The sequence below is a fragment of the Prosthecobacter sp. genome, assembly GCF_046154365.1.
Classification (GTDB): domain Bacteria; phylum Verrucomicrobiota; class Verrucomicrobiia; order Verrucomicrobiales; family Verrucomicrobiaceae; genus Prosthecobacter.
This window is the reverse complement of record NZ_JBJXFV010000010.1, coordinates 20,678-40,288: the sequence shown is the minus strand read 5'-3', so window position 1 is coordinate 40,288 and position 19,611 is coordinate 20,678. Positions and strand designations below refer to the sequence as shown.

General features: G+C 60.7%; 19 protein-coding genes and 1 tRNA gene. 13 read left to right on the top strand and 7 right to left on the bottom strand.

Going from position 1 to position 19,611, the window contains the following annotated elements; translation table 11 throughout:
* Positions 1-190: 190 nt before the first annotated feature.
* Positions 191-266 (top strand) — tRNA-Ala (locus ACKVY0_RS01620).
* 21 nt (positions 267-287) lie between these two features.
* Entirely contained in the window at positions 288-704 is a 417-nt protein-coding gene (locus tag ACKVY0_RS01615) for a hypothetical protein (protein WP_409213036.1), read from the top strand.
* Between the two features lie 454 nt (positions 705-1,158).
* On the opposite strand, the gene ACKVY0_RS01610 is transcribed toward ACKVY0_RS01615, so the two are convergent.
* From ACKVY0_RS01610 to ACKVY0_RS01595, 4 genes are read right to left on the bottom strand one after another with little or no spacing between them, the layout of a single operon-like run.
* Complete coding sequence (locus ACKVY0_RS01610) at positions 1,159-1,581, bottom strand: ExbD/TolR family protein (RefSeq protein WP_409213035.1); 423 nt, start codon at positions 1,579-1,581, stop codon at positions 1,159-1,161.
* An 18-nt stretch (positions 1,582-1,599) separates the two neighbouring features.
* A complete protein-coding gene (locus ACKVY0_RS01605; RefSeq protein ID WP_409213034.1) occupies positions 1,600-2,307 on the bottom strand; it encodes a MotA/TolQ/ExbB proton channel family protein in 708 nt (235 codons plus the stop codon).
* Complete coding sequence (locus ACKVY0_RS01600) at positions 2,291-3,547, bottom strand: hypothetical protein (protein WP_409213033.1); 1,257 nt, start codon at positions 3,545-3,547, stop codon at positions 2,291-2,293. The genes ACKVY0_RS01605 and ACKVY0_RS01600 overlap by 17 nt, the downstream gene beginning before the upstream one ends.
* 52 nt (positions 3,548-3,599) lie before the next feature.
* Positions 3,600-5,660, bottom strand: a complete 2,061-nt coding sequence (locus ACKVY0_RS01595) for a sodium-translocating pyrophosphatase (protein ID WP_409213032.1) — start codon at positions 5,658-5,660, stop codon at positions 3,600-3,602.
* 200 nt (positions 5,661-5,860) lie between these two features.
* Here ACKVY0_RS01595 and ACKVY0_RS01590 point away from each other — a divergent pair, with 200 nt between their 5' ends.
* The 8 genes from ACKVY0_RS01590 (at position 5,861) to ACKVY0_RS01555 (ending at position 14,972) form a co-directional block, all read left to right on the top strand.
* Positions 5,861-6,100, top strand: a complete 240-nt coding sequence (locus ACKVY0_RS01590) for a hypothetical protein (protein WP_409213031.1) — start codon at positions 5,861-5,863, stop codon at positions 6,098-6,100.
* On the top strand, positions 6,097-6,489 hold the full coding sequence (locus tag ACKVY0_RS01585; RefSeq protein ID WP_409213030.1) for a type II toxin-antitoxin system VapC family toxin: 393 nt from the start codon (positions 6,097-6,099) through the stop codon (positions 6,487-6,489). The genes ACKVY0_RS01590 and ACKVY0_RS01585 overlap by 4 nt, the downstream gene beginning before the upstream one ends.
* A gap of 3 nt (positions 6,490-6,492) precedes the next feature.
* Complete coding sequence (locus tag ACKVY0_RS01580; protein WP_409213029.1) at positions 6,493-7,977, top strand: amidase; 1,485 nt, start codon at positions 6,493-6,495, stop codon at positions 7,975-7,977.
* Between the two features lie 89 nt (positions 7,978-8,066).
* Positions 8,067-11,231 (top strand): DUF1553 domain-containing protein, encoded by a 3,165-nt coding sequence (locus tag ACKVY0_RS01575; protein ID WP_409213028.1) that lies wholly within the window; start codon positions 8,067-8,069, stop codon positions 11,229-11,231.
* A 9-nt stretch (positions 11,232-11,240) separates the two neighbouring features.
* The gene (locus ACKVY0_RS01570) at positions 11,241-12,044 is read left to right on the top strand and encodes a DUF4058 family protein (RefSeq protein ID WP_409213027.1); all 804 of its coding nucleotides are present in this window, start codon (positions 11,241-11,243) and stop codon (positions 12,042-12,044) included.
* A gap of 62 nt (positions 12,045-12,106) precedes the next feature.
* Positions 12,107-12,715, top strand: a complete 609-nt coding sequence (locus ACKVY0_RS01565) for a hypothetical protein (protein WP_409213026.1) — start codon at positions 12,107-12,109, stop codon at positions 12,713-12,715.
* A gap of 7 nt (positions 12,716-12,722) precedes the next feature.
* Positions 12,723-13,523, top strand: a complete 801-nt coding sequence (locus ACKVY0_RS01560) for a DUF4058 family protein (RefSeq protein WP_409213025.1) — start codon at positions 12,723-12,725, stop codon at positions 13,521-13,523.
* 3 nt (positions 13,524-13,526) lie between these two features.
* Positions 13,527-14,972: a DUF1501 domain-containing protein gene (locus ACKVY0_RS01555; RefSeq protein WP_409213024.1), complete on the top strand. Its 1,446-nt coding sequence runs from the start codon at positions 13,527-13,529 to the stop codon at positions 14,970-14,972.
* Positions 14,973-14,975: 3 nt separating this feature from the next.
* Here the strand turns inward: ACKVY0_RS01555 and ACKVY0_RS01550 are convergent, their stop codons facing one another.
* From ACKVY0_RS01550 to ACKVY0_RS01540, 3 genes are all read right to left on the bottom strand, one after another.
* Entirely contained in the window at positions 14,976-15,698 is a 723-nt protein-coding gene (locus ACKVY0_RS01550) for a helix-turn-helix domain-containing protein (protein WP_409213023.1), read from the bottom strand.
* Positions 15,699-16,018: 320 nt separating this feature from the next.
* The gene (locus ACKVY0_RS01545) at positions 16,019-16,459 is read right to left on the bottom strand and encodes an HNH endonuclease (RefSeq protein ID WP_409213022.1); all 441 of its coding nucleotides are present in this window, start codon (positions 16,457-16,459) and stop codon (positions 16,019-16,021) included.
* Positions 16,456-16,689 (bottom strand): hypothetical protein, encoded by a 234-nt coding sequence (locus ACKVY0_RS01540; protein WP_409213021.1) that lies wholly within the window; start codon positions 16,687-16,689, stop codon positions 16,456-16,458. Before ACKVY0_RS01540 ends, ACKVY0_RS01545 begins: the two co-directional genes overlap by 4 nt.
* A gap of 197 nt (positions 16,690-16,886) precedes the next feature.
* Between ACKVY0_RS01540 and ACKVY0_RS01535 the strand changes: the two genes are divergently transcribed.
* The 3 genes from ACKVY0_RS01535 to ACKVY0_RS01525 are packed head-to-tail and all read left to right on the top strand — an operon-like array spanning position 16,887 to position 19,580.
* Positions 16,887-17,786: a dihydrodipicolinate synthase family protein gene (locus ACKVY0_RS01535; RefSeq protein WP_409213020.1), complete on the top strand. Its 900-nt coding sequence runs from the start codon at positions 16,887-16,889 to the stop codon at positions 17,784-17,786.
* A gap of 19 nt (positions 17,787-17,805) precedes the next feature.
* Positions 17,806-18,672, top strand: a complete 867-nt coding sequence (locus tag ACKVY0_RS01530) for a DMT family transporter (protein ID WP_409213019.1) — start codon at positions 17,806-17,808, stop codon at positions 18,670-18,672.
* Positions 18,669-19,580 carry a proline racemase family protein gene (locus tag ACKVY0_RS01525; protein ID WP_409213018.1) on the top strand — a complete coding sequence of 304 codons (912 nt, stop codon included), beginning with the start codon at positions 18,669-18,671 and terminating at the stop codon, positions 19,578-19,580. Before ACKVY0_RS01530 ends, ACKVY0_RS01525 begins: the two co-directional genes overlap by 4 nt.
* The last annotated feature ends 31 nt before the right edge of the window (positions 19,581-19,611 follow it).

Here is a 19,611-nt window from a genome sequence, read left to right as displayed (position 1 = left end):
CCTCTGCGGTTAAAACCAGGTAACCGCAGAGGATGGACGGTCGCAGAGAAGAACTGGCTCACTGAGTTTCCTCTGAGGTAAGGATGTCTGAACCTCTAACGCTCCTTTCTTGGGGGCCACGCCGGTGCGACGAGCTGTTCTTTTCGATTGCCGGAAGATGGCGCGCTGCCATAATCGTCGCACCCATCAAGGGGCTATAGCTCAGTTGGTAGAGCGCTTCGTTCGCAATGAAGAGGTCAGGGGTTCGAATCCCCTTAGCTCCACCACTCCCACCTCGACCACCAGTCATGAAACATCTGCTGCTCTCCGCCCTTACCTCCTGCCTCCTTCTGTCATGTGCCACCCGTGACCTGGAGCAATGCCCGCCGGGAACCAAGGGCATCATCGTGGCCGAGGCGATGGAATGCACCCACGAGGACGGCAAGCTGACCCTGCCAGCGGGCTTGTACCAACCCGAAGCGCAATCGGCCAAGGGCATCTACTACGCGGCTCCCGAACGTCTGAAGACCACCGGGTTCATCCGCGGCGGCCATGAGCGCGGCGGCCTGTTCATCGCCAACGAAGGCTGGCAGTGGGCCTGGGTGGGGCATCCGGGCTTCGAGGTTGAGGAGAACAAAACCTCCATCCTCGGCAAGCGCGGCATCATCATGCCGAAGCATTTCAAGTTTGAGCCGTTCGTGCATTACACGAAGGCGAAGAGGTAGGGAGACGGAGGTCAAGCAGTCAAAGGTCAAGGCGTCAAGGCAGCATCCTCAAACATCCTCCCGGCCCCATCTTTGACCGCATTCTTATCTAACGATGGGAAAACCAATATCCCTCTGCGACCGTCCAACCTCTGCGGTTAAAACCTGGTAACCGCAGAGGATGGACGGTCGCAGAGAAGAACTGGCTCACTGAGTTTCCTCTGAGCCGTAACCATGCAGAAGGTGAACCACAGAGGCACCGGGTACACAGAGGAATTATCAAACGCCTGGAAGTCACCTCATGGTGAAGTCGATCAACAAGAATCTTCCCTCTGTGTCCCCTGTGTCTCTGTGGTTCCATTGCATGGACACGGCTGAGGTAAGGATGTCTGAACCTTGAGGCGCTACTTGGCTACGGCTTGACGATCTTGACCGCTGCTTGACAACCTTGACGGCAACTTGACTCTCTTTGTCCTCAATTCGCCGCCCGCTGAATGCGCGCCGGCACGTCGTTGATGCTGTATCCGGCCTCGCGCAAGGCATCCCACACTTTGACCAGAATGCCGAGCGCGGCGGTGGTGTCGGCCTGGAGTTCGAGCTTCATGCCGGGCTTGGCGTCCTTGAGCGAGGTGATGGCAATGGCGAGCTTGTCGAGATCAACGGGCTTGCCGTCGAGGAAGATTTTCTGCTCCTCATTGATGCTGATGGCGACGCGTGACTCGGGTGCCTCGGCGGAACCGCCGAGAGACTTGGACTCCGGCAGGGTGATCTTCACCTGCGTCTTCTCCTTTTTGAACGTCGTGGTGGCGATGAAGAAGATCAGCAGGATGACCATGATGTCGATGAGCGACACGATGGGGATCATCGGCACCGGTCGGCGGCGGGGACGCAGGTTCATGGCGGCGTGCGTGAGGGATCAGGCTTGCGGACGCTGCACTTCAAAGTGCTGGTAAAAATGCTGGATGGTCTCCTGCATGATGGACTCGACGCGGACGGCGAGGGCATCGAGACGACGCACAAAGTAGGTGTGCAGGAGCACGGATGGCACGGCGACGAACAGGCCGGCAATGGTGCAGCGGAGCGCCACCCCGATCTCATGGGCGATGACGGCGGTGTCCGGGGAGCCATCGCCACCGGTGCCAAAGGCGGAGAACATGCCGACGAGGCCGGCGGTGGTGCCCAGCAACCCGAGCAAGGGCGCAACGGTGACCATCACCTCCAGCAGCGGAATGCCGCTCTCCAGCCGGTGGATTTCCTCGCGCGCCTTGATCTCGCAGGCGGCGTGGCATTCCTGCTTGCTGGTGAAGGCACCGCTGATGGCCATGGCCCCGAGACGTGAGAGCATGGAGCCATCATGCTCCAAAAAGTCCTGCAACGGCCGGATGTCGCCCTTCACCGCATAGCTGGGGATGGAGCGGAGCTGGCTGACGACGCCGTTGGGCATGATGACCTGCTCACGCAACTGCAACCAGGCCAGGATGGAGGCGGTGATCGCGGCAATGGAGCACAGCACGATGAACGCCATGACGAAGCCACCGGTGGCGAGGAAATCATACACGAGCTGGAAGCCGGAAGGCGCGGTCTTGTCAGCCGCAGCGAGGAGGAGGTTAGTAGATAAGAACATTGTATTCGATTTTCAGGCGCTCCTGGTCGTTCATCGGGAGCGAAGGGAGCACGTCGGCGGGAATGGGCGGGATTTCCGCATCACGGATCGCCTGGAGGGTGAAGCCGGTGAGGACAGGATTGGACTCCTTATCGTTCACGACGCGGAGATCTTCCACCTTGCCTTTCTTGTTGACGTAAAAAGTGATCTTGAGGCTGCCATAGGTGACGCCATCACGGCGCAGGGTGCGGTAGATGTGCCACTTCTTTTCCACCTGGCCGGTGACCTGGCGGATGTAGCGGCCCTTCGGCGAATCCTCGGCATCGACGGCGTTTTCGGTGCCACGGTTGGAAATGGTGCCCTTCGTCTGTGAGGTGCGGGTGAAGGGTGTGAACGCATTGGGATCCGGATTGAGCGTGGAGCGTGTGACCGGCTCATCATCCGCCACCGGCAGCGCCTTGGGAATCGGCATCGCCTTCGGAACCGGCTGCGGTGGGGGAGATTCCGGCATGGTCTGGGCGGTGTCGCGGGCCGGGGACGTCGGTGGTTCCGGCTTCTGCGGCATCGGCGGTGAGTCGGATGCCGCCTCCGGCTTCCTCACCTCGATGGAGAGACGGTTCTTGTCCACGCTGGCCAAGGCTTTGTCCGCCTCCTCCATCATCTTCGTCAGCGGGGTCGATTCGGGCACGGCCTTGGCAACGTTCTGCGGCGGCGTGACCGGCTGCGGCGGTGGTGCGGCATCCTTGGGCTTGACGATGGCAGGCTGCTGCGGGGGCGTGGGCGGCCGCGGTTGCAGCATGGCCGGCGTTGCCTCCGGTGTCTTGGGCCGCGCATCGTCCTTGAGTTCGCCATTGCGAAAATCGCGGTCCGCGAGTTCACGCATGGGAATTTTGATGCCGTCGGTGGTGGGCAGCGGCTCCGTGCCGTCGGGGAACGGTGCTTTGACGGAAGCCGCCTTCGTGTTGCGGTCGGCGATGAAGGGGGCGTTTTTCGGCGCGGTGTCAGCACGCTCATTCTGCGCCGTGCGGATGTAGATCTCGGATTTTTTCGACGGTGGCGGCAACGGCGGCGGTTCAGGGACGATCTGCTCGGGGAATAACAGCACGACTTCCTGTTCCTTCGGCACCGCCGTGGCCTGCTGCCACAACCGCCGCGCGGCCTCGCCGGCAAACATCCACGCCAAGATCAAAAACAGCAGCGCATGCAACACCAGAGAGCCGGTGATGGCGATGCGCAGGTTATTGTCTCGATGGGCGGTCACGGTGCGGCTTATAGTGCTTCCACGCCGCATGGGAATCAACGTGGATTCCGACTCACTTCACGGCGGCCTTGAACATGATCGGGATGATGAGGATGGCGAGGATGTTCACCACCTTGATCATCGGGTTCACGGCCGGGCCGGCGGTGTCCTTGTAGGGATCGCCCACGGTGTCGCCGGTGACGGCGGCCTGATGCGCAAAGCTGCCTTTGCCGCCATGGTTGCCTTCCTCGATGTATTTCTTCGCGTTGTCCCAGGCACCACCGGCGCTGGTCATGGAGATGCCGATGAACAAGCCGGTGACAATGGTGCCGATGAGCACGCCGCCAAGCGCCTCCATGCCGACGTAGGCCATGCCGATCACGAAGACCAGCGGCAGCAGCGCGGGAAGAATCATCTGCTTCAACGCGGCGCTGGTGACGATGCCGACGCATTGGGCGTAATCAGGAGTATCGGTGCCATTGAGAATGCCGGGCTTGGCGGTGATCTGGCGGCGCACCTCGCGCACGACGGCACCAGCGGCATTACCCACGGCGCTCATGCAATAGGAGGTAAACAGGAACGGCAGCAGGCCACCGATGAACATGCCGATGACGACGCGGTGATCCATCAGGTCAAAGCTCACCTTGTGGCCGACGAAGGCCTGCAAATCCTCAACGTAGCTGCCAAACAGCACCATCGCGGCCAGACCGGCGCTGGCGATGGCGTAGCCCTTCGTCACCGCCTTCATGGTGTTGCCCACGGCATCAAGTTCGTCGGTGATCTTGCGCACACTTTCAGGCAGCCCGGACATGACGGCGATGCCGCCAGCGTTGTCCGTGATCGGGCCAAACGCATCGAGTGAGATGATGATGCCCGAGAGCGAAAGCATCGAAACAACCGCAATGGCGATGCCATATAGACCTGCCAGATCGAAACAACCCCAGATCGAGGCGGCGATGGCCAACACTGGCAGCAGCGTGGCCTGATTGCCGATGCTGATGCCGGCGATGATGTTGGTGGCGTGGCCGGTTTCGGAGGCCTTCGCGATCAGGCGCACCGGCTTGTGGTGTGTGCTGGTGTAGTAGTTCGTGATCCACACAACGACCAGTGTCATGACGAGGCCGATGGCGGCGCAGTAGAAAATGTTCACGCTGGGAACGTCAAGATTACCGATCTTCAGCGCAGCACCGAAGATCGAAGAGGTGGCCCACCAGAACAGCGCCGAGGCGATGATGCCGGACACCGCCACGCCACACACGAGCGCCGCCGTCGCCTCCTGCTTGACGAAATTCACCCAGCCGATGCCGATGAGCGAAGCGATGATGGCAAGACCGCAGAGCACGAAGGGATAGATGACCGCAGCTTCCGTGCCCACCGTGAGATGCCCCACCAGCACACCGCCGATCAAGCTCACCGCGTACGTTTCAAACACGTCTGCCGCCATGCCTGCACAGTCGCCCACATTGTCGCCCACGTTGTCCGCAATGGTCGCCGGATTGCGCGGATCGTCTTCATTGAGGTTTTGCTCGATCTTGCCAACGAGGTCAGCGCCCACGTCCGCCGCTTTGGTGTAAATGCCGCCGCCAAGACGGGCGAACACGCTGATGAGCGAACTGCCCAGCGCCAGACCGACGAGCGAGTCGATGGCATGCTTCGCGTGATCCGCAGCGCCTTTGACGAACAAATAGAACACGCCAACGGAAAGCAAACCGAGCGCCACCACGAGCAGACCCGTCACCGCACCGCCATTGAAGGCCACTTTCAGCGCCGAGTGGCTGCTGACGGATGCCGCCTGCGCCGTGCGCACATTGGCACGCACCGCGACCATCATGCCGATGTAGCCGGCGGCCAGGGAGCACACCGCGCCGACCACAAATCCCGCCGCTGTGAGGCCATCACGCAGATACCAGACGGCCGCAAAGATAACGACGGCGATGGCGCTGACCGCCATGACCTGCTTGTTCATGTAGGCCTTCGCGCCCAACTGGATCGCCCCCGCAATGGCCGCCATCTTTTCATTGCCCGCATCTGCACCGACGACTTTGCGGATCAGGATCAGAGCAAACACCAGGCCCACAACAGACAGGGCGATGGCGAGGGTGATGCCGTTATGGAGCAGGAAGGATGGAGGCATGTGGGGGATGATGTCGGGTGGTTGGTCCGGGGCGGGTAAAGCCGCGAACTTTATCGAGTCGAAAAACAGAGGCAAGAACTTGCTCCGCTTTTATGCGGGCGTCTCCCTACGGGCGCAAATCGCCCACCCTTGCAGGCAGCATTGTTTTGGCAGCAGTGGCGTGGTTGACATGCCCGCACTTTTTGTGGCATGCTCCACGCATGACTGCCAAGACCATCTCCATTGATGCGCGGGCCTACGCCTTGCTGAACCGTGCGCGTAAATCGCAGGAGGAGTCGTTTTCACAGGTGATCAAACGCGCCCAATGGCCCCGGCAGGACCGGTCCTGTGGCGCACTGCTGAAAGCCCTGCCCAAAATGCCCAGAGCTTCGGCCGCCGTGATTCAGCGGCTGGATACGGCCCAGATGGCGGACAGCCCTCCTGATTCCGCCTGGGCATGAGTGATCTGCTGTTCGACACCTGTTTTCTGATCGATCTCGAGCGTGAGATGCGCCGGGGCGCTGGCAAGGCACATGATTTTCTCCAGCAGCATGCCGCTGACATGCCCTGGGTCAGTTGGACCGTGGCAGGTGAGTTTGCCGAAGGTTTCCAAGACATTGCCGACCCTACCTGCGCCGCCATGCTGGACCGCTTTAACATCGCGAACATGAACCGGGCCACCGCAGGCCACTACGCCAAGATCACCGCCGCCTTGCGCCGCAAAAACCTGCTCATCGGCACGAACGACCTCTGGATCGCCGCGACGGCGCTGGCGCATGATTTCCCGCTCGTGACGAACAACACCGCGCACTTCGAGCGGGTGCCAGGCTTGCATCTCATCAGCTATTGAGCCATGCAACGCCGCCGCCTCCTCCAATCCGCCGCCTTGGCGCTCTGTCCGGCTGCCTGCGAGAAAAAACGGCGGAGTCCCCTACCCTTCGCGACGCTAGCAGACCTCACTTCCATGATTCAGGCGGAGCAGACGACACCGCTGCTGCTCGTGGAGCACTTTCTGGAGCGCATCGCGCAAATCGACCGCTCCGGGCCGCGTGTGAATTCGATCCTTGAACTGAATCCCGAGGCCAAAACCATCGCCACCACTTGCAAACCCGGCCTGCTGCACGGTTTGCCCGTTCTCATCAAGGACAACATCGAAACCGCCGATGCGATGCAGACCACCGCTGGCTCGCTGGCTTTGCGCGGCCACAAACCGAAACGCGATGCGGCGCTCGTCACTCGATTACGCGAGGCCGGAGCCGTCATTCTCGGCAAAACGAACCTCAGCGAATGGGCAAACATCCGCTCGCCCAATTCCACGAGCGGCTGGAGCGCACGCGGCGGCCTCACGCGCAATCCGCACCGGCTCACGCACAGCGCCAGCGGCTCCAGTTCCGGCTCCGCAGCCGCCGTGGCAGCAGGACTGGCCCCGGCGGCGATTGGGACGGAAACCAACGGCTCCATTGTCAGTCCGGCCAGCGCCTGCGGCATCGTGGGTTTCAAACCAACGGTCGGCCTCATTAACGGCGCGGGCATCATCCCCATCACGCATCATCAGGACACCGCAGGACCGCTGACGCTCACGGTCCGTGATGCAGAGCTGCTCATGCAGGTGCTGGCAGAGAATTTCACCGCGACACCTCTGCCAGACATTCTCATCGGCGCACGCCTCGGCGTGCTGCGCACTCAATCCGGCAAGCATCCACAGGTGCTCGCGCTGTTTGAAGCCACGCTGCAAAAACTCCGCGATGCTGGCACCATCATCGTTGATCTCGTTGAATTGCCGAATGCCCGTGAAGCCGGTGCTTTGGCATGGAAAGCGCTGCTGATCGAGCTGCGGGCCGATTTGAACGCCTACCTCGAACAACGCGGCGGCGATGTGCGTTCACTGGCGGAACTCATCGCGTTCAATGAACAGCATCGCGACACCGAAATGCCGCACTTCGGCCAGGAATTCTTCGCGCAGGCCGAACAGCTCGGCACACCGGAAATCATCGCCGCAGGCCAGGAAGCACGGAAACTCGCCATGCAGCTCGCTGGCCCCGAGGGAATCGACGCCGCGCTCAAAGCCCACGACTTGGACGCCCTGATCTGTCCCACGAACGACCCGGTAGGATTGATTGATCTGAAGTCAGGCGACACCAACGAGCGCGTCGCCAGCACGCCAGCGGCGGTGGCCGGTTATCCGCATCTCACGGTGCCCATGGGCTTCGTGGACGGCCTGCCCGTCGGTTTTTCCTTCATCGGCACCGCCAATGATGATGCGCACATCCTCGCCCTCGGCCATCACTTCGAGCAGCTCACACAGGCACGCCGCGCACCGGCGTTCAGCGCTGGATAAGACACATCTTTGCCGGTAAAAAGCGGCGCTGACATCCGTAACACTTTCATACCGGCCACCATCACTTTCATATCACCCTCAAACCACGCATGCGCATCGAAACAACCCTGCTCCTCACGCTTCTTGCCACCGCCGCAACGGCAGCGCAGCCGATTGGCTTCAATCAGGACATCCGCCCCATCCTTGCGGAGGCTTGTTTTCACTGCCACGGGCCTGATCCAGGAACACGCAAAGCCGGGCTGCGACTCGACACCGAGGCCGGGTTCTTCACCGCCAAAGACGGCGAGCAGCCCACCGTCATCAAAAACAAGCCGGAGGTCAGCAACCTGTTTCAGCGCCTCATCTCCACCGATGAAGACGAAATCATGCCACCGCCAGAGGCGCATAAGACGCTGAAACCGGAGCAGATCGCGAAGGTGAAGGCCTGGATCGAGCAAGGCGCGTCATGGCAGCCGCATTGGTCGCTCATTGCACCGCAACGCGCTGCACTGCCAGCGGTGAAGGACGCCGCATGGGTGAAGACACCAGTGGACCGCTTTGTTTTGGCCAGGCTGGAAGCCGCAGGCCTCAAACCGGCCCCGACGGCCGATGCGCGTGCGCTCATCCGCCGCGTGAGCCTCGATCTCACCGGCCTGCCACCGACGCCGGAGCTGATGCAGCGGTATTTGAATCCGTCTGATCCGACCCGCCTGTCAGATCAGTCCTATCAGTCCCTCGTGGATGAACTCCTCAAATCCCCCGCCTACGGCGAGCACCGCGCCCGCTATTGGCTGGATGCCGCACGCTACGCCGACTCGCATGGCCTGCACTTCGACAAGGCACGCGAGATCTGGCCGTACCGCGACTGGGTGGTGAAGGCCTTCAATCGCAACCAGCCGTTTGATCAGTTCACCGTGGAGCAGATCGCAGGCGATTTGCTGCCGCAGCCGACGGAAGAGCAGCGCATCGCCACCGGCTTCCAGCGTTGCAACATCACCACCAATGAAGGTGGCACGATTGATGAAGAAAATCTGGCGAACTACGCCAGTGACCGCGTGCAGACACTCGGCTGGGTGTACATGGGCCTCACCACCAACTGCTCGCAGTGCCACGATCACAAGTTCGACCCCATCACGCAGCGTGACTACTACTCGATGGCCGCGTTCTTCCGCAACACGACACAGAAGCCGAAGGACGGCAATGTGAAGGACGGCCTCGGCCCAATCCTTGTGATTCCGACGGATCAAGATCGTCCACGCTGGACGGCCCTGCCCGCTGAGATCGCAACGGCAAAAACGCAGCAGGACGCATCACGCAAGGCCGCCGCACCGAAGTTTGATCAATGGCTGGCAAGCGCGAAGCCGGAGGACATCGACAAAGATGCGCCGAGCAAGGGCCTCGTGACGCATCTGCCGCTGAATGAAGGCGTGGGCAGCGAAGTCACCGGCACCTGCGGCGCCACGAAGACCTTCAAGGCCGCGGGTGAAGTTTCATGGAAGCCCGATGGCAAACTCGGCCCGGCACCCGTGATGAAAACGGGCGGCACCTTCGACATCGGCGACACGGGTAGCTTTGAAAAGAATCAGCCCTTCAGCTACGGCGCCTGGGTGCGCGCGGGCCGTGCCGGGGTCTTTGGCGCCATCATGGCCCGCATGGATGAAAAGGACGGCAGTCGCGGCTGGGATCTCTGGCAGAACGACACCAAGCTCTCCGTCCACCTCGTCAGCCAGTGGCCGGGCGACGCGCTCAAGGTCACCACGGCCAAACCCGCGCTACGCCCCGGTGTGTGGCAGCATGTGTTCGTGACTTATGATGGCAGGAGCAAGGCTGGCGGCGTGCGCATCTTTGTGGATGGCGTCGAGGCACCAACCAAAGCGGAAACGAACGCGCTCAAAGGCAGCATCAAGACCGCCACGCCTACGCGCATCGGCCAGCGCAGTCACACGCATCTTTTCACCGAAGGCGGCGTGCAGGATGTGCGCATCTATGATCGCCAGCTCACGACGGCAGAGGTAATGACGATTTCCAAGGTCGGCCCGCTGCAAACCATGCTCGCCGCGAAAAAACGTGGCCCAAAACAGAAGGAAGCGCTGTTTGAGCACTACCTCATCACCCGCGATGCCGCTTACCAGTCCACGTTGGCGCAAAGCACCAAGCTCACTGCCGAAAAGGACGCCATCAAGGCCCGCAGCCCCATCACGCATGTCCAGGAGGAGAAGAAGGACACGCCACCGATGGCCAACATCCTCATGCGCGGCCAGTACGACAAAGTCGGCGAGCAGGTGGATGCCGCCGTGCCCGCCGCACTCGGCAAACTGCCCGCTGATGCACCCAAAAACCGTCTCGGCCTCGCGCAATGGCTCATCAGCGACAACAACACGCTCACCGCCCGCGTCACGGTCAATCGCATGTGGCAGGAGCTGTTCGGGCGAGGCCTCGTCGTCACCAGCGAGGACTTTGGCATCATGGGATCAGCCCCCACGCATCCCGAACTGCTCGACTGGCTCGCCATCGAGTTTCGCGCGAGCGGCTGGGATGTGAAACGCTTCTACAAACTGCTTGTCACCTCCGCCACCTATCGTCAGGCCACGCTCATCACGCCGCAGAAGATCGAGAAGGATCGCGACAACCAGCTACTCTCACGCGGCCCACGTTTCCGCATGGATGCCGAGATGATCCGCGACTATGCGCTCGCCGCCAGCAGCACCTTGTCGCCACGCATGGGCGGCCCCGGCACCATGCCCTACCAGCCAGAAAACGTCTGGGAAGTCGTCGGCATGGGCACCGAGAAGTATGTGCAGGACAAAGGCGAGAACCTTTACCGCCGCACGCTCTACAACTTCTGGAAGCGCATGGCCCCGCCCGCCAGCCTGGACATCTTCAACGCGCCATCGCGCGAGGTCAGTTGCGTCCGCCGCGACCGCACCAACACCCCGCTGCAGGCGCTCGTGACGATGAATGACCCCCAGTTCATCGAAGCCGCGAGAAACCTCGCCCAGCGCACACTGATCCATGAGAAAGGCGATGATGCCGCGAAACTCAACGCCCTTGCCGAGCGCCTGCTCTGCCGTCCGCTGAAAGCCAACGAAACCACCATCCTCAACGCCAGCCTCGCCGATCTTCGCAAGCACTACACCACCAGCGCAGCCGACGCCGAAGCCCTCCTCAAGGTCGGCGAATCCAAGCCTGATGAGAAGCTTCCCAAAGCCGAACTCGCCGCTTGGACGATGCTTTGCAATCAGCTCATGAATTTGGACGAAGTGCTGAACAAGTAATCTGAAGCCATGCACACCGACACACCATATCCCTTTCCGGGACTGAACCCCTACTTCGAGGCGAGGTGGTTTGAGGTGCATCCGTCGATGATCGCAATGTCGCTCGGACGTTTGCAACGACAGATGCCTCGTGATCTGCGTGTCTCCATCGAGCAGGGCATGAAGATTTCCACAAGGTTTACGGGAGCTGATAAAGGCATTCAGCCCGATGTCAGCGTCTGGAAGGTGCGCGAGGACACCCTGCTAGCCTCCGCCCCACCGAACTTTGCCCCACCAGTGGTGCTTGAGGTGACGACACCGAAGCCGCGGCATCTTGCCATTCGCGATATGGATGGCGAGCTGGTGACGGTGATCGAGTTCCTGAGTCCGACCAACAAACATGGCAGCGGTGCCCACGCCTACCTGCAAAAGCGCCTCGGACTCATCGACTCCGGCGTGAATTTGGTGGAGATCGATTTTGTCCGGAAATGGGGGCTCGCTCTGGCTCAGTTTGAAGATGATCAGGCGGTTGAATCGATCCAGCAGACGAAGGGCTGTCTGGCACCGCACGCCACGACCGTTTTTCGTGCCGAGTTGCCACAGCAACGCGAAGTTTATCTCATTACCTACCAGCAATCCCTACCTGCCATCCGCGTGCCTTTGCGCCCGGATGACCAGGACATCTGGCTGAATCTTCAGGAGCTTGCGGAACAGTGCCAGACCGACTGCGCCTTCGATAAATTCACTGACTACACGCGCGCCCCTGAACCTCCGCTCTCACCCAAAGACTCTGCGTGGCTCGATGAACATCTCAAAGCCAAAGGGCTTCGCTGAACTGCAGTATGAAGCCCCACCATTCCAACCGACTTAAACCTTGGAGATACGTTGCCATTTTCTTGGCGATCACCAGCGTGTGTAGTTGCGGCAAACGTGAAGAAAACCCGAAACCAGTCGCGAGTCAGAGTAAGGCCGAAATCTCCACGTGGCGCGAATGGATCGCCAAGAGTACCGACAAAGCTTGGTTGAAGCAGCAATGGTCAGACGCCTCTGAGGCCGCAAAAACGGCTAAAGGCTCGCTGGACGCGCTGAATGTCGGTGAAGTCCAAAAGCAGGTCACGGAGTTCGCCAAAGCACTCGAAGCCCAAGATTTCACCAAGATGGAAAACATGGCCGGAGATCTCGGGAAGCATCTTTCCATCGAAAAACTCGAGCAAGGCATGCGCTTTGTCATCCTCCAGCGCCGACAAGGCGGCGAGGCGGCGTTAAAAGCCATCGACGACTACGCCGCACGGACTGACCTGAACGACTTGGAAAAAGCGGCGGCTCAGAATCTCCGAAAAAGTGCCACCTTTCTCCAGCGGGATGATTTCCGGGGCTGGGTCTACGTGTCGATCTTCTTCGCCTGCGAGTGCAAGCTCGGTGCCCATCGTGGAGGCCTACTCGCCATCCCAATCATCTCCGTCCTTTTCCCCGACTACCTCGAGAAGCACGGTAACAAGCCCTGACCATTCCATGCCCGCCGACGCACCATATCCCTTTCCGGGACTGAACCCCTACTTCGAGGCGAAGTGGCCGGATGTGCATGCGACGATCATCGTTCACATGCGCGAGCAGTTGCGTCGTCAGATGCCGCAAGGGCTGTATGTGGGAGTCGAACTGGGCACGCAGATTCTCAAGCACAGCCGCGATGAGAAACCCAAGGTGCCCGACGCAGCCATCTGGAAACTGAAAGAAGACCCGCCTGCGGTGGCAGAACCGCCCAATGCCGTCTCTCCCACGATTGCTGAGACGCAAGCACCACAGGCGCGGAGACTTGCCATCAGAGATTTGGACGGGGAACTGGTGACTGTGATCGAGCTTCTGAGTCCCTCCAACAAACATGGAGCAGGCGCGGTGGTGCATCAGCGAAAGCGGCTCGGGCTGATCGAATCGGGCATCAATCTGGTGGAGATCGATCTTGTCCGTCAGTGGGGCCTTGCCGTGGCACAGTTTGAGGAGGACGGAGTGGCATCGAGTCTTGCCTCAGAGAGTGGCGGTCTGCCGCCGCATGCGGTGCTGGTGTTTCGGGCATCCACCCCGCATGTCCGCGAGCTGTATGGCATTCGCTACACCGACTCCCTGCCCTCCATCCGGGTGCCGCTCAGTCCTGAGCACCGCGACATCTGGCTAAACCTTCAGGAACTCGCTGTGACAGCGCATCACGAAGGCCAATTTGATCTCGTCACCCGTTACCAAAACGCGCCCGAGCCACCGCTTTCTCCCGAAGACGCCGCTTGGCTCGACCAACATCTCAAATCCAAAGGACTCCGTTAACCCATGAACCTCCTCCAAGAACACAACCTGCTGCAAACTCGCCGCCAGCTCTTCGCGCGCGGGAAAAACGTCCTCGGCGGTGCCGCTCTGGCTTCGCTGTTCGGTGAATCCTTCGCCAACGCCTCGCCCGGTGCAGTCGGTCCGCATTTCGCACCGAAGGCGAAGCGGGTGATCTACCTGCACATGGTCGGCGGACCGTCGCAGATGGATTTGTTCGACTACAAGCCGCAGATGCAGGCCTACTACGACAAAGACCTGCCGGACAGCATCCGTAAGGGCCAGCGGCTCACCACGATGACCAGCGGGCAGGCGCGGTTTCCCATCGCGCCGTCGAAATTTAACTTCGCGCAGCGCGGCAAGTGCGGCATGTGGATAAACTCCGACCTGCTGCCGTTTTTGGGCCAAAACGCCGATGACATCTGCTGGATGCGTTCCCTGCACACGGAGGCGATCAATCACGAACCGGCCATCTGCGCCATGCAGACGGGCAATCAGATCACCGGACGCCCATGTCTCGGCTCCTGGGCTTCGTACGGCCTTGGCGCGATGAACTCAAACCTGCCGACCTTTGTCGTGCTCATCGCCACGCCGACGAATCGCGAGCAGGAGCAGGCCATTTCACCGCGCCTGTGGTCCAGCGGCTATCTGCCCGGCGAACACGCGGGCGTGAGCTTCCGCAGCAAGGGCGATCCCATTTTGTTCATCAACAACCCGCCCGGCGTGCCCGACAGCGTGCGCAAACGCACCATCGAAGGCTTAAATGCGCTCAACGAGATCAATTACCAGCAAGTCGGCGACCCCGAGACGCACACGCGCATCCAGCAGTATGAAATGGCCTTCCGCATGCAGGCCAGCGTGCCAGAACTCACCGACATCACCCAAGAACCCGAACACATCTTCAAGCTCTACGGCGACGAAGCCAAGAAGCCCGGTACTTTTGCCAACAACGTGCTCATGGCCCGCCGCCTGGCCGAACGCGGTGTACGCTTCACGCAGATCTACCTCAACAACTGGGACCATCACAGCAACGTCGGCGGCCGCATGCCCAGCCAGTGCAAGGACGTGGATCAGGCCTGCCACGCGCTCATCACCGACCTCAAGCAGCGCGGCATGTTCGACGACACGCTCATCATCTGGGGCGGAGAATTCGGCCGCACCATCTATTCGCAAGGCGGCCTCACCAAGGAGAACTACGGCCGCGATCACCACCCGCGCTGTTTCACCATGTGGATGGCCGGTGGCGGTGCCAAAGGCGGCGCGATCTACGGTGAGACGGACGACTTCAGCTACAACATCGTCAATGACCCGCTCCACATCAGCGACTTCCACGCCACCGTGCTCCATCTCCTCGGCTACAATCACGACCGCTTCACCTACAAGTTCCAGGGCCTCGACCAGAAGCTCACCGGCGTGGAGCATCGGAAGGTCATCAAGGAGTTGATCGCCTAGCGCTCATTGCTTTCGCAAAGCACGATACTTCCCTGGAGCCATGCCCGCATAGCGGCTGAAGTGCCGCGTGAACGCACTCTGATCACACCAGCCGGTCTCGATGGCGATGTCGGCGAGTGATTTGTCCGTCTCCCGCAGCAGCCGAGTGGCTTCATCCAACCGCAGCTTATGCAGCAGTTGCAGCGGACTCATCTGGAAGAGCCGCTGCACCCGCTGCTCAAACTGATACACACTCAGCCCAGCCGTCGTCGCGATGTCCTCAATGCGCAGACTCTCCGTGTAGCGAGCCTGCATGAGCTTCAGCGCGGAAGCCAGTTCCGCAAAACCGCTCGCCTTGTCACTCGGCGCATTCAAATCACGCGAGATGCCCGTCACGCCGACGATGCGCCCCTTGTCATCCCGCAGAGCGTGCTTGGTGGTGAGGCACCAGCCCGCTTTGCTGCGAGGATAGATGTGCAGCTCAAGCTGGTGATCGACGCACTTGCCCGTCTTGAGCACCGCCTCATCCTGCCGCGCATAACTCACCGCCAGCGCCGCCGGAAACACCTCCGCAGGCCGTTTGCCGATCAGCTTCGCCTTGTCACCGCCCGCGCAACGATCCGCCAGCGTTTGGTTCACACGCACATAACGACCCAAGGTGTCCTTGATGAAAAAGACGACATCCGGTAGCGCATCGAAGAGCGCCTCCGTGACGGCATGCTGAGAGAATGAGCTGCTGGCATCCATGTAAGGACTGAAAGGACCGTTTGACGGTCAAAAAGCAATCAAGACTCGCCGTGAGTTTCGCTCACGGATAGTAGCCATCATCGCTCCGCGTGGTGAGCATGACGCTCTCGCTAGCGGGAAAGATCATCTCTTGGCCTTTGGCTGTCTTCCCTGTCCTCCAAATCGCCAACTCGTCACGCGGAGCGATGACGGCTACTTTGGCCAGGCGATTTGATGACCCGCATGACGATCTGCGCATCACTCAGGGCAAGCCGGCTTCCATGCCGCAGTCTTTGCTGGATGCCTAGCGGGAGAGATCACGGAGGGCGGACATGGGCATGTTACTCTCTCAGCAAAGCCAGCGCCTCAGTGCCTGGGTAATTTCCAGCCAGGGCGATGGCCTTGCGTTTCTGCAATCGCGATCGTGCGTTGAAACCGAGAATCCGGCAGGTCACCTCCCCCGTTTCGGTCAGCGGCTGGATACGATGTCCCTGGAGGCGGAAGTGGTCAGTCCACTTGTTCCGTCGCGGATGATAAAACGGGAGCAAAACGCCAGTTGTCCGTGTCACGGAGCCGAGATCACTGCCTTTCGCCATGTTACAGTCGAGGCAGGCGAGAGCCAGATTCGCCAGCGTTGTGCGCCCGCCATGTTTCCGGCTGCGGATATGCTCGATCTGGAAACCCACCCAGTCATCCCGCTCATGCAGCAGGCAATACTCGCAGAGACCTTCAGCACGTTCCCATACCTGCCGCCGCAGGGCCGCTGGCACATGGTGACTCATGCAGAAACAGCAGCAAGCCTAGCGCGGGCCTTCACCAGCGACATGATTTGGTTGAGCATTTGATATTGATCGAGTTCCGCCTTCTCAGCCTTGGTGATCTCGCCATCCTGGAGCTTTTGCACGAGCGATTCGACATGCGCAGATGTGGGTTTCGAGGCCCGCAAGGATGCTAGCTTCCGGGGATCAATGGCTTTGGAAAGAGCGTTGGCGGCGTCTTCGAGGATTTTCATGAGGTCAGTTTAGGAGGCTGCAGGATGAAATTCAAGATAGGAGTCCAGGTTTCCACCTCTCGCGAGAATGCAACGTGCCCTGCCCGTCACGCGGAGCGATGACGGCGACTATCCAAACATCTGCTTTTGACTGAAATGACAGGTTGCCGCCCGAAAAGCCTTCAAGACCCGCCACGCCTTTCGTTTCATCCTCAGTCATGAACCCATCCACTTGGTCCGGCGTATTCCCGGCAGTCCTCACGCAGCTCCACCAGGATCAGTCGCTCGACCCCGCGGCTTCGGCCAAGCACTGGCAGGCACAGATCGGCGCTGGCGTCTCCGGCTTGATCGTCTGCGGCTCCCTCGGTGAAAACCAGTGCCTCCAGCCGGATGAAAAACGCGCCGTGGTGAAGCATGCTGTCGAAGTCGCCGCAGGTCGCGTGCCGGTGGTCAGTGGCGTGGCCGAAATGAACACCCATACCGCCATCCGCTACATGCAGGACTGCGAAAAGCTCGGCGCGTCCGGTTTCATGATCATGCCACCGATGGTTTATAAGAGTGACGCACGCGAGACCGAGCACTGGTTCCGCACCCTTGCCAAAGCCACGCCGCTGAGCTGGATGCTTTACAACAACCCCGTCGGCTACCACACCGATGTCACGCCGGAGATGTTCGTCGAACTCGCCGACATCCCGAACCTGCACGCCATCAAGGAAAGCAGCTCCAACACCCGCCGCATCACCGAGCTGCGCAATCAAACCGGCGACCGTTACCGCATCTTCACCGGCGTGGATGATCTCTTCCTGGAGTCCGCCATTCTCGGCATCGACGGCTGGGTGTGCGGCAGCGGCATCGCCTTCCCGAAGGAAAACCAGCAGCTCTGGGATCTCGCCAAAGCCGGCAAGTGGGACGAATGCCGCGCCCTCTATCGCTGGAGCCAGCCGCTCATGAAGCTCGATACGCACCTCCACTTCGTGCAATACATCAAGCTCCTCTGCCAAGAGACCGGCCTCGGCCAAGAATGGGTCCGCGAACCGCGCCTCACCATCACCGGAGCAGAACGCGAGCAGGTGTTGAAGATCATCCGCGAAGCCCTGGCCAAACGCCCGCATGTCTGAAGCTCCGTCATCACCTCGCTTGGACCCTGGCCTCGTGCTGTGTGTCGGCGTGCTCGCGGTGTCCAGCGGCTCCATCTTCGTCCGCTTATCAGACGCGCCGCCGCTGGTCACCGCCATGTGGCGCATGACATTCGCCACCGTCTTCCTGCTTCCATTCGCATGGTGGAAGGCGCGCGACGAGCTGCGATCTCTCACGCGTCACGAACTCGGCAGCGGCGCGCTCGCGGGACTCTTTTTGGCGCTGCATTTCGCGACATGGATCGCCTCGTTAAGCTTCACCTCGGTCGCCAACAGCACCGTGTTCGTCAACACCGCCCCGCTGTGGGTCGCCATCATGTCGCCATGGCTCACGCACGAACGTCTTTCACGCCGCAGTTGGGCCGGGATCGGCCTGAGCGTCATCGGTGGCACCATCATCGGCGCGGGTGATTTCGCCGGTGGCACACGCGCGCTCATCGGCGATGCGCTGGCGCTCGCGGGCAGTCTTGCTCTGGCACTGTATCTTTTGAGTGGACGCCGCCTGCGCGCCAAGCTCTCCCTGCCAGCCTACCTCGCCGTGTGCTACACCAGCGCCGCCATCGTGCTATGGATTGCCGTGCTGGTGAGCCGGACTCCCCTCACCGAGTTTTCCGTCAATACCTGGGGCGCACTGCTCGGCATGGCCCTCATCAGCCAGCATCTCGGCCACAGCAGCTACAACTGGGCCATGCGCTACTTCAGCGCCGGCTTCATCGCCGTTTGCCTGCTCGGCGAACCGGTGGGCAGTTCGTTGCTGGCATGGTGGCTCTTTGACGAGGGCGTGACCTGGATGAAGGCCGCTGGCGGCCTGCTCATCCTGGTGAGCATTTATCTGGCAAGCACGGCACAGCAACAAACAGCCCCATGACTCCAAAACTCATCCAGATCATCGATTCGCATACCGGCGGCGAACCCACGCGTGTTGTGCTGGGTAGCATCGCGTCCGATGAGCTGGAAACATATCGCCGTGCGATCATCTGCGAGCCGCGCGGGCATGAGGTGATCGTCGGCGCACTGCTCGGCAAGCCTGTGGATATGAGCTGCATCACCAGTGTCATCTTCTTCAACAACGTCGGCCGGCTCGGCATGTGCGGTCATGGCATGATCGGTGTCGTCACCACACTGAGGCATATGAAGCTCATCGAGCCGGGCGAATATCGCGTTGAAACACCCGTCGGCATCGTCACCACCGAACTGCATGAAGATGGCCGTGTGAGCGTGCAGAATGTCAGGTCGTATCGCAAAGCCAAAGCCGTTCAGGCAGGTGGCGTGACGGGTGATGTCGCTTATGGCGGCAACTGGTTCTTCCTCGTCGCCGATCACGGCCTCGAACTCACCCGCGCCAACATTCCGCAGCTCACGCAAGCCAGTTTGGCGATGCGTGATGCCGTGCGTGCCGCTGGATTCCCTGAGGTGGATCACGTCGAACTGTTCGCCCCGCCGCACGATCCCGCCAATCACAGCCGCAACTTCGTCCTCTGCCCCGGTGGCGAATACGATCGCTCGCCTTGCGGCACCGGCACCAGCGCGAAGCTCGCTTGTCTTGCTGCGGATGAAAAACTGGCCGCAGGTGAAGTTTGGCGGCAGGAAAGCATCATCGGCTCCGTGTTTGATGGCAGTTACGAGAACAGCGACGGCGGCATCATTCCCACCATCACTGGACACGCCTTCATCACCGCGGAAACACAGCTCATCCTCGATCCGAACGACCCTTTTCAATTCGGAATCGGAACTACCACAGAGATCACAGCGAAACACAGAGATTTCCAAAGATGAAAGCAGCAATCCTTCTCATTCCTCTGTGCCT

Coding starts and splice junctions, on each gene's coding strand:
- ACKVY0_RS01615 (WP_409213036.1), top strand. CDS start 288: ATGAAACATCTGCTGCTCTCCGCCCTTACCTCCTGCCTCCTTCTGTCA.
- ACKVY0_RS01610 (WP_409213035.1), bottom strand. CDS start 1,581: ATGAACCTGCGTCCCCGCCGCCGACCGGTGCCGATGATCCCCATCGTG.
- ACKVY0_RS01605 (WP_409213034.1), bottom strand. CDS start 2,307: ATGTTCTTATCTACTAACCTCCTCCTCGCTGCGGCTGACAAGACCGCG.
- ACKVY0_RS01595 (WP_409213032.1), bottom strand. CDS start 5,660: ATGCCTCCATCCTTCCTGCTCCATAACGGCATCACCCTCGCCATCGCC.
- ACKVY0_RS01590 (WP_409213031.1), top strand. CDS start 5,861: ATGACTGCCAAGACCATCTCCATTGATGCGCGGGCCTACGCCTTGCTG.
- ACKVY0_RS01585 (WP_409213030.1), top strand. CDS start 6,097: ATGAGTGATCTGCTGTTCGACACCTGTTTTCTGATCGATCTCGAGCGT.
- ACKVY0_RS01580 (WP_409213029.1), top strand. CDS start 6,493: ATGCAACGCCGCCGCCTCCTCCAATCCGCCGCCTTGGCGCTCTGTCCG.
- ACKVY0_RS01575 (WP_409213028.1), top strand. CDS start 8,067: ATGCGCATCGAAACAACCCTGCTCCTCACGCTTCTTGCCACCGCCGCA.
- ACKVY0_RS01570 (WP_409213027.1), top strand. CDS start 11,241: ATGCACACCGACACACCATATCCCTTTCCGGGACTGAACCCCTACTTC.
- ACKVY0_RS01560 (WP_409213025.1), top strand. CDS start 12,723: ATGCCCGCCGACGCACCATATCCCTTTCCGGGACTGAACCCCTACTTC.
- ACKVY0_RS01555 (WP_409213024.1), top strand. CDS start 13,527: ATGAACCTCCTCCAAGAACACAACCTGCTGCAAACTCGCCGCCAGCTC.
- ACKVY0_RS01550 (WP_409213023.1), bottom strand. CDS start 15,698: ATGGATGCCAGCAGCTCATTCTCTCAGCATGCCGTCACGGAGGCGCTC.
- ACKVY0_RS01545 (WP_409213022.1), bottom strand. CDS start 16,459: ATGAGTCACCATGTGCCAGCGGCCCTGCGGCGGCAGGTATGGGAACGT.
- ACKVY0_RS01540 (WP_409213021.1), bottom strand. CDS start 16,689: ATGAAAATCCTCGAAGACGCCGCCAACGCTCTTTCCAAAGCCATTGAT.
- ACKVY0_RS01535 (WP_409213020.1), top strand. CDS start 16,887: ATGAACCCATCCACTTGGTCCGGCGTATTCCCGGCAGTCCTCACGCAG.
- ACKVY0_RS01525 (WP_409213018.1), top strand. CDS start 18,669: ATGACTCCAAAACTCATCCAGATCATCGATTCGCATACCGGCGGCGAA.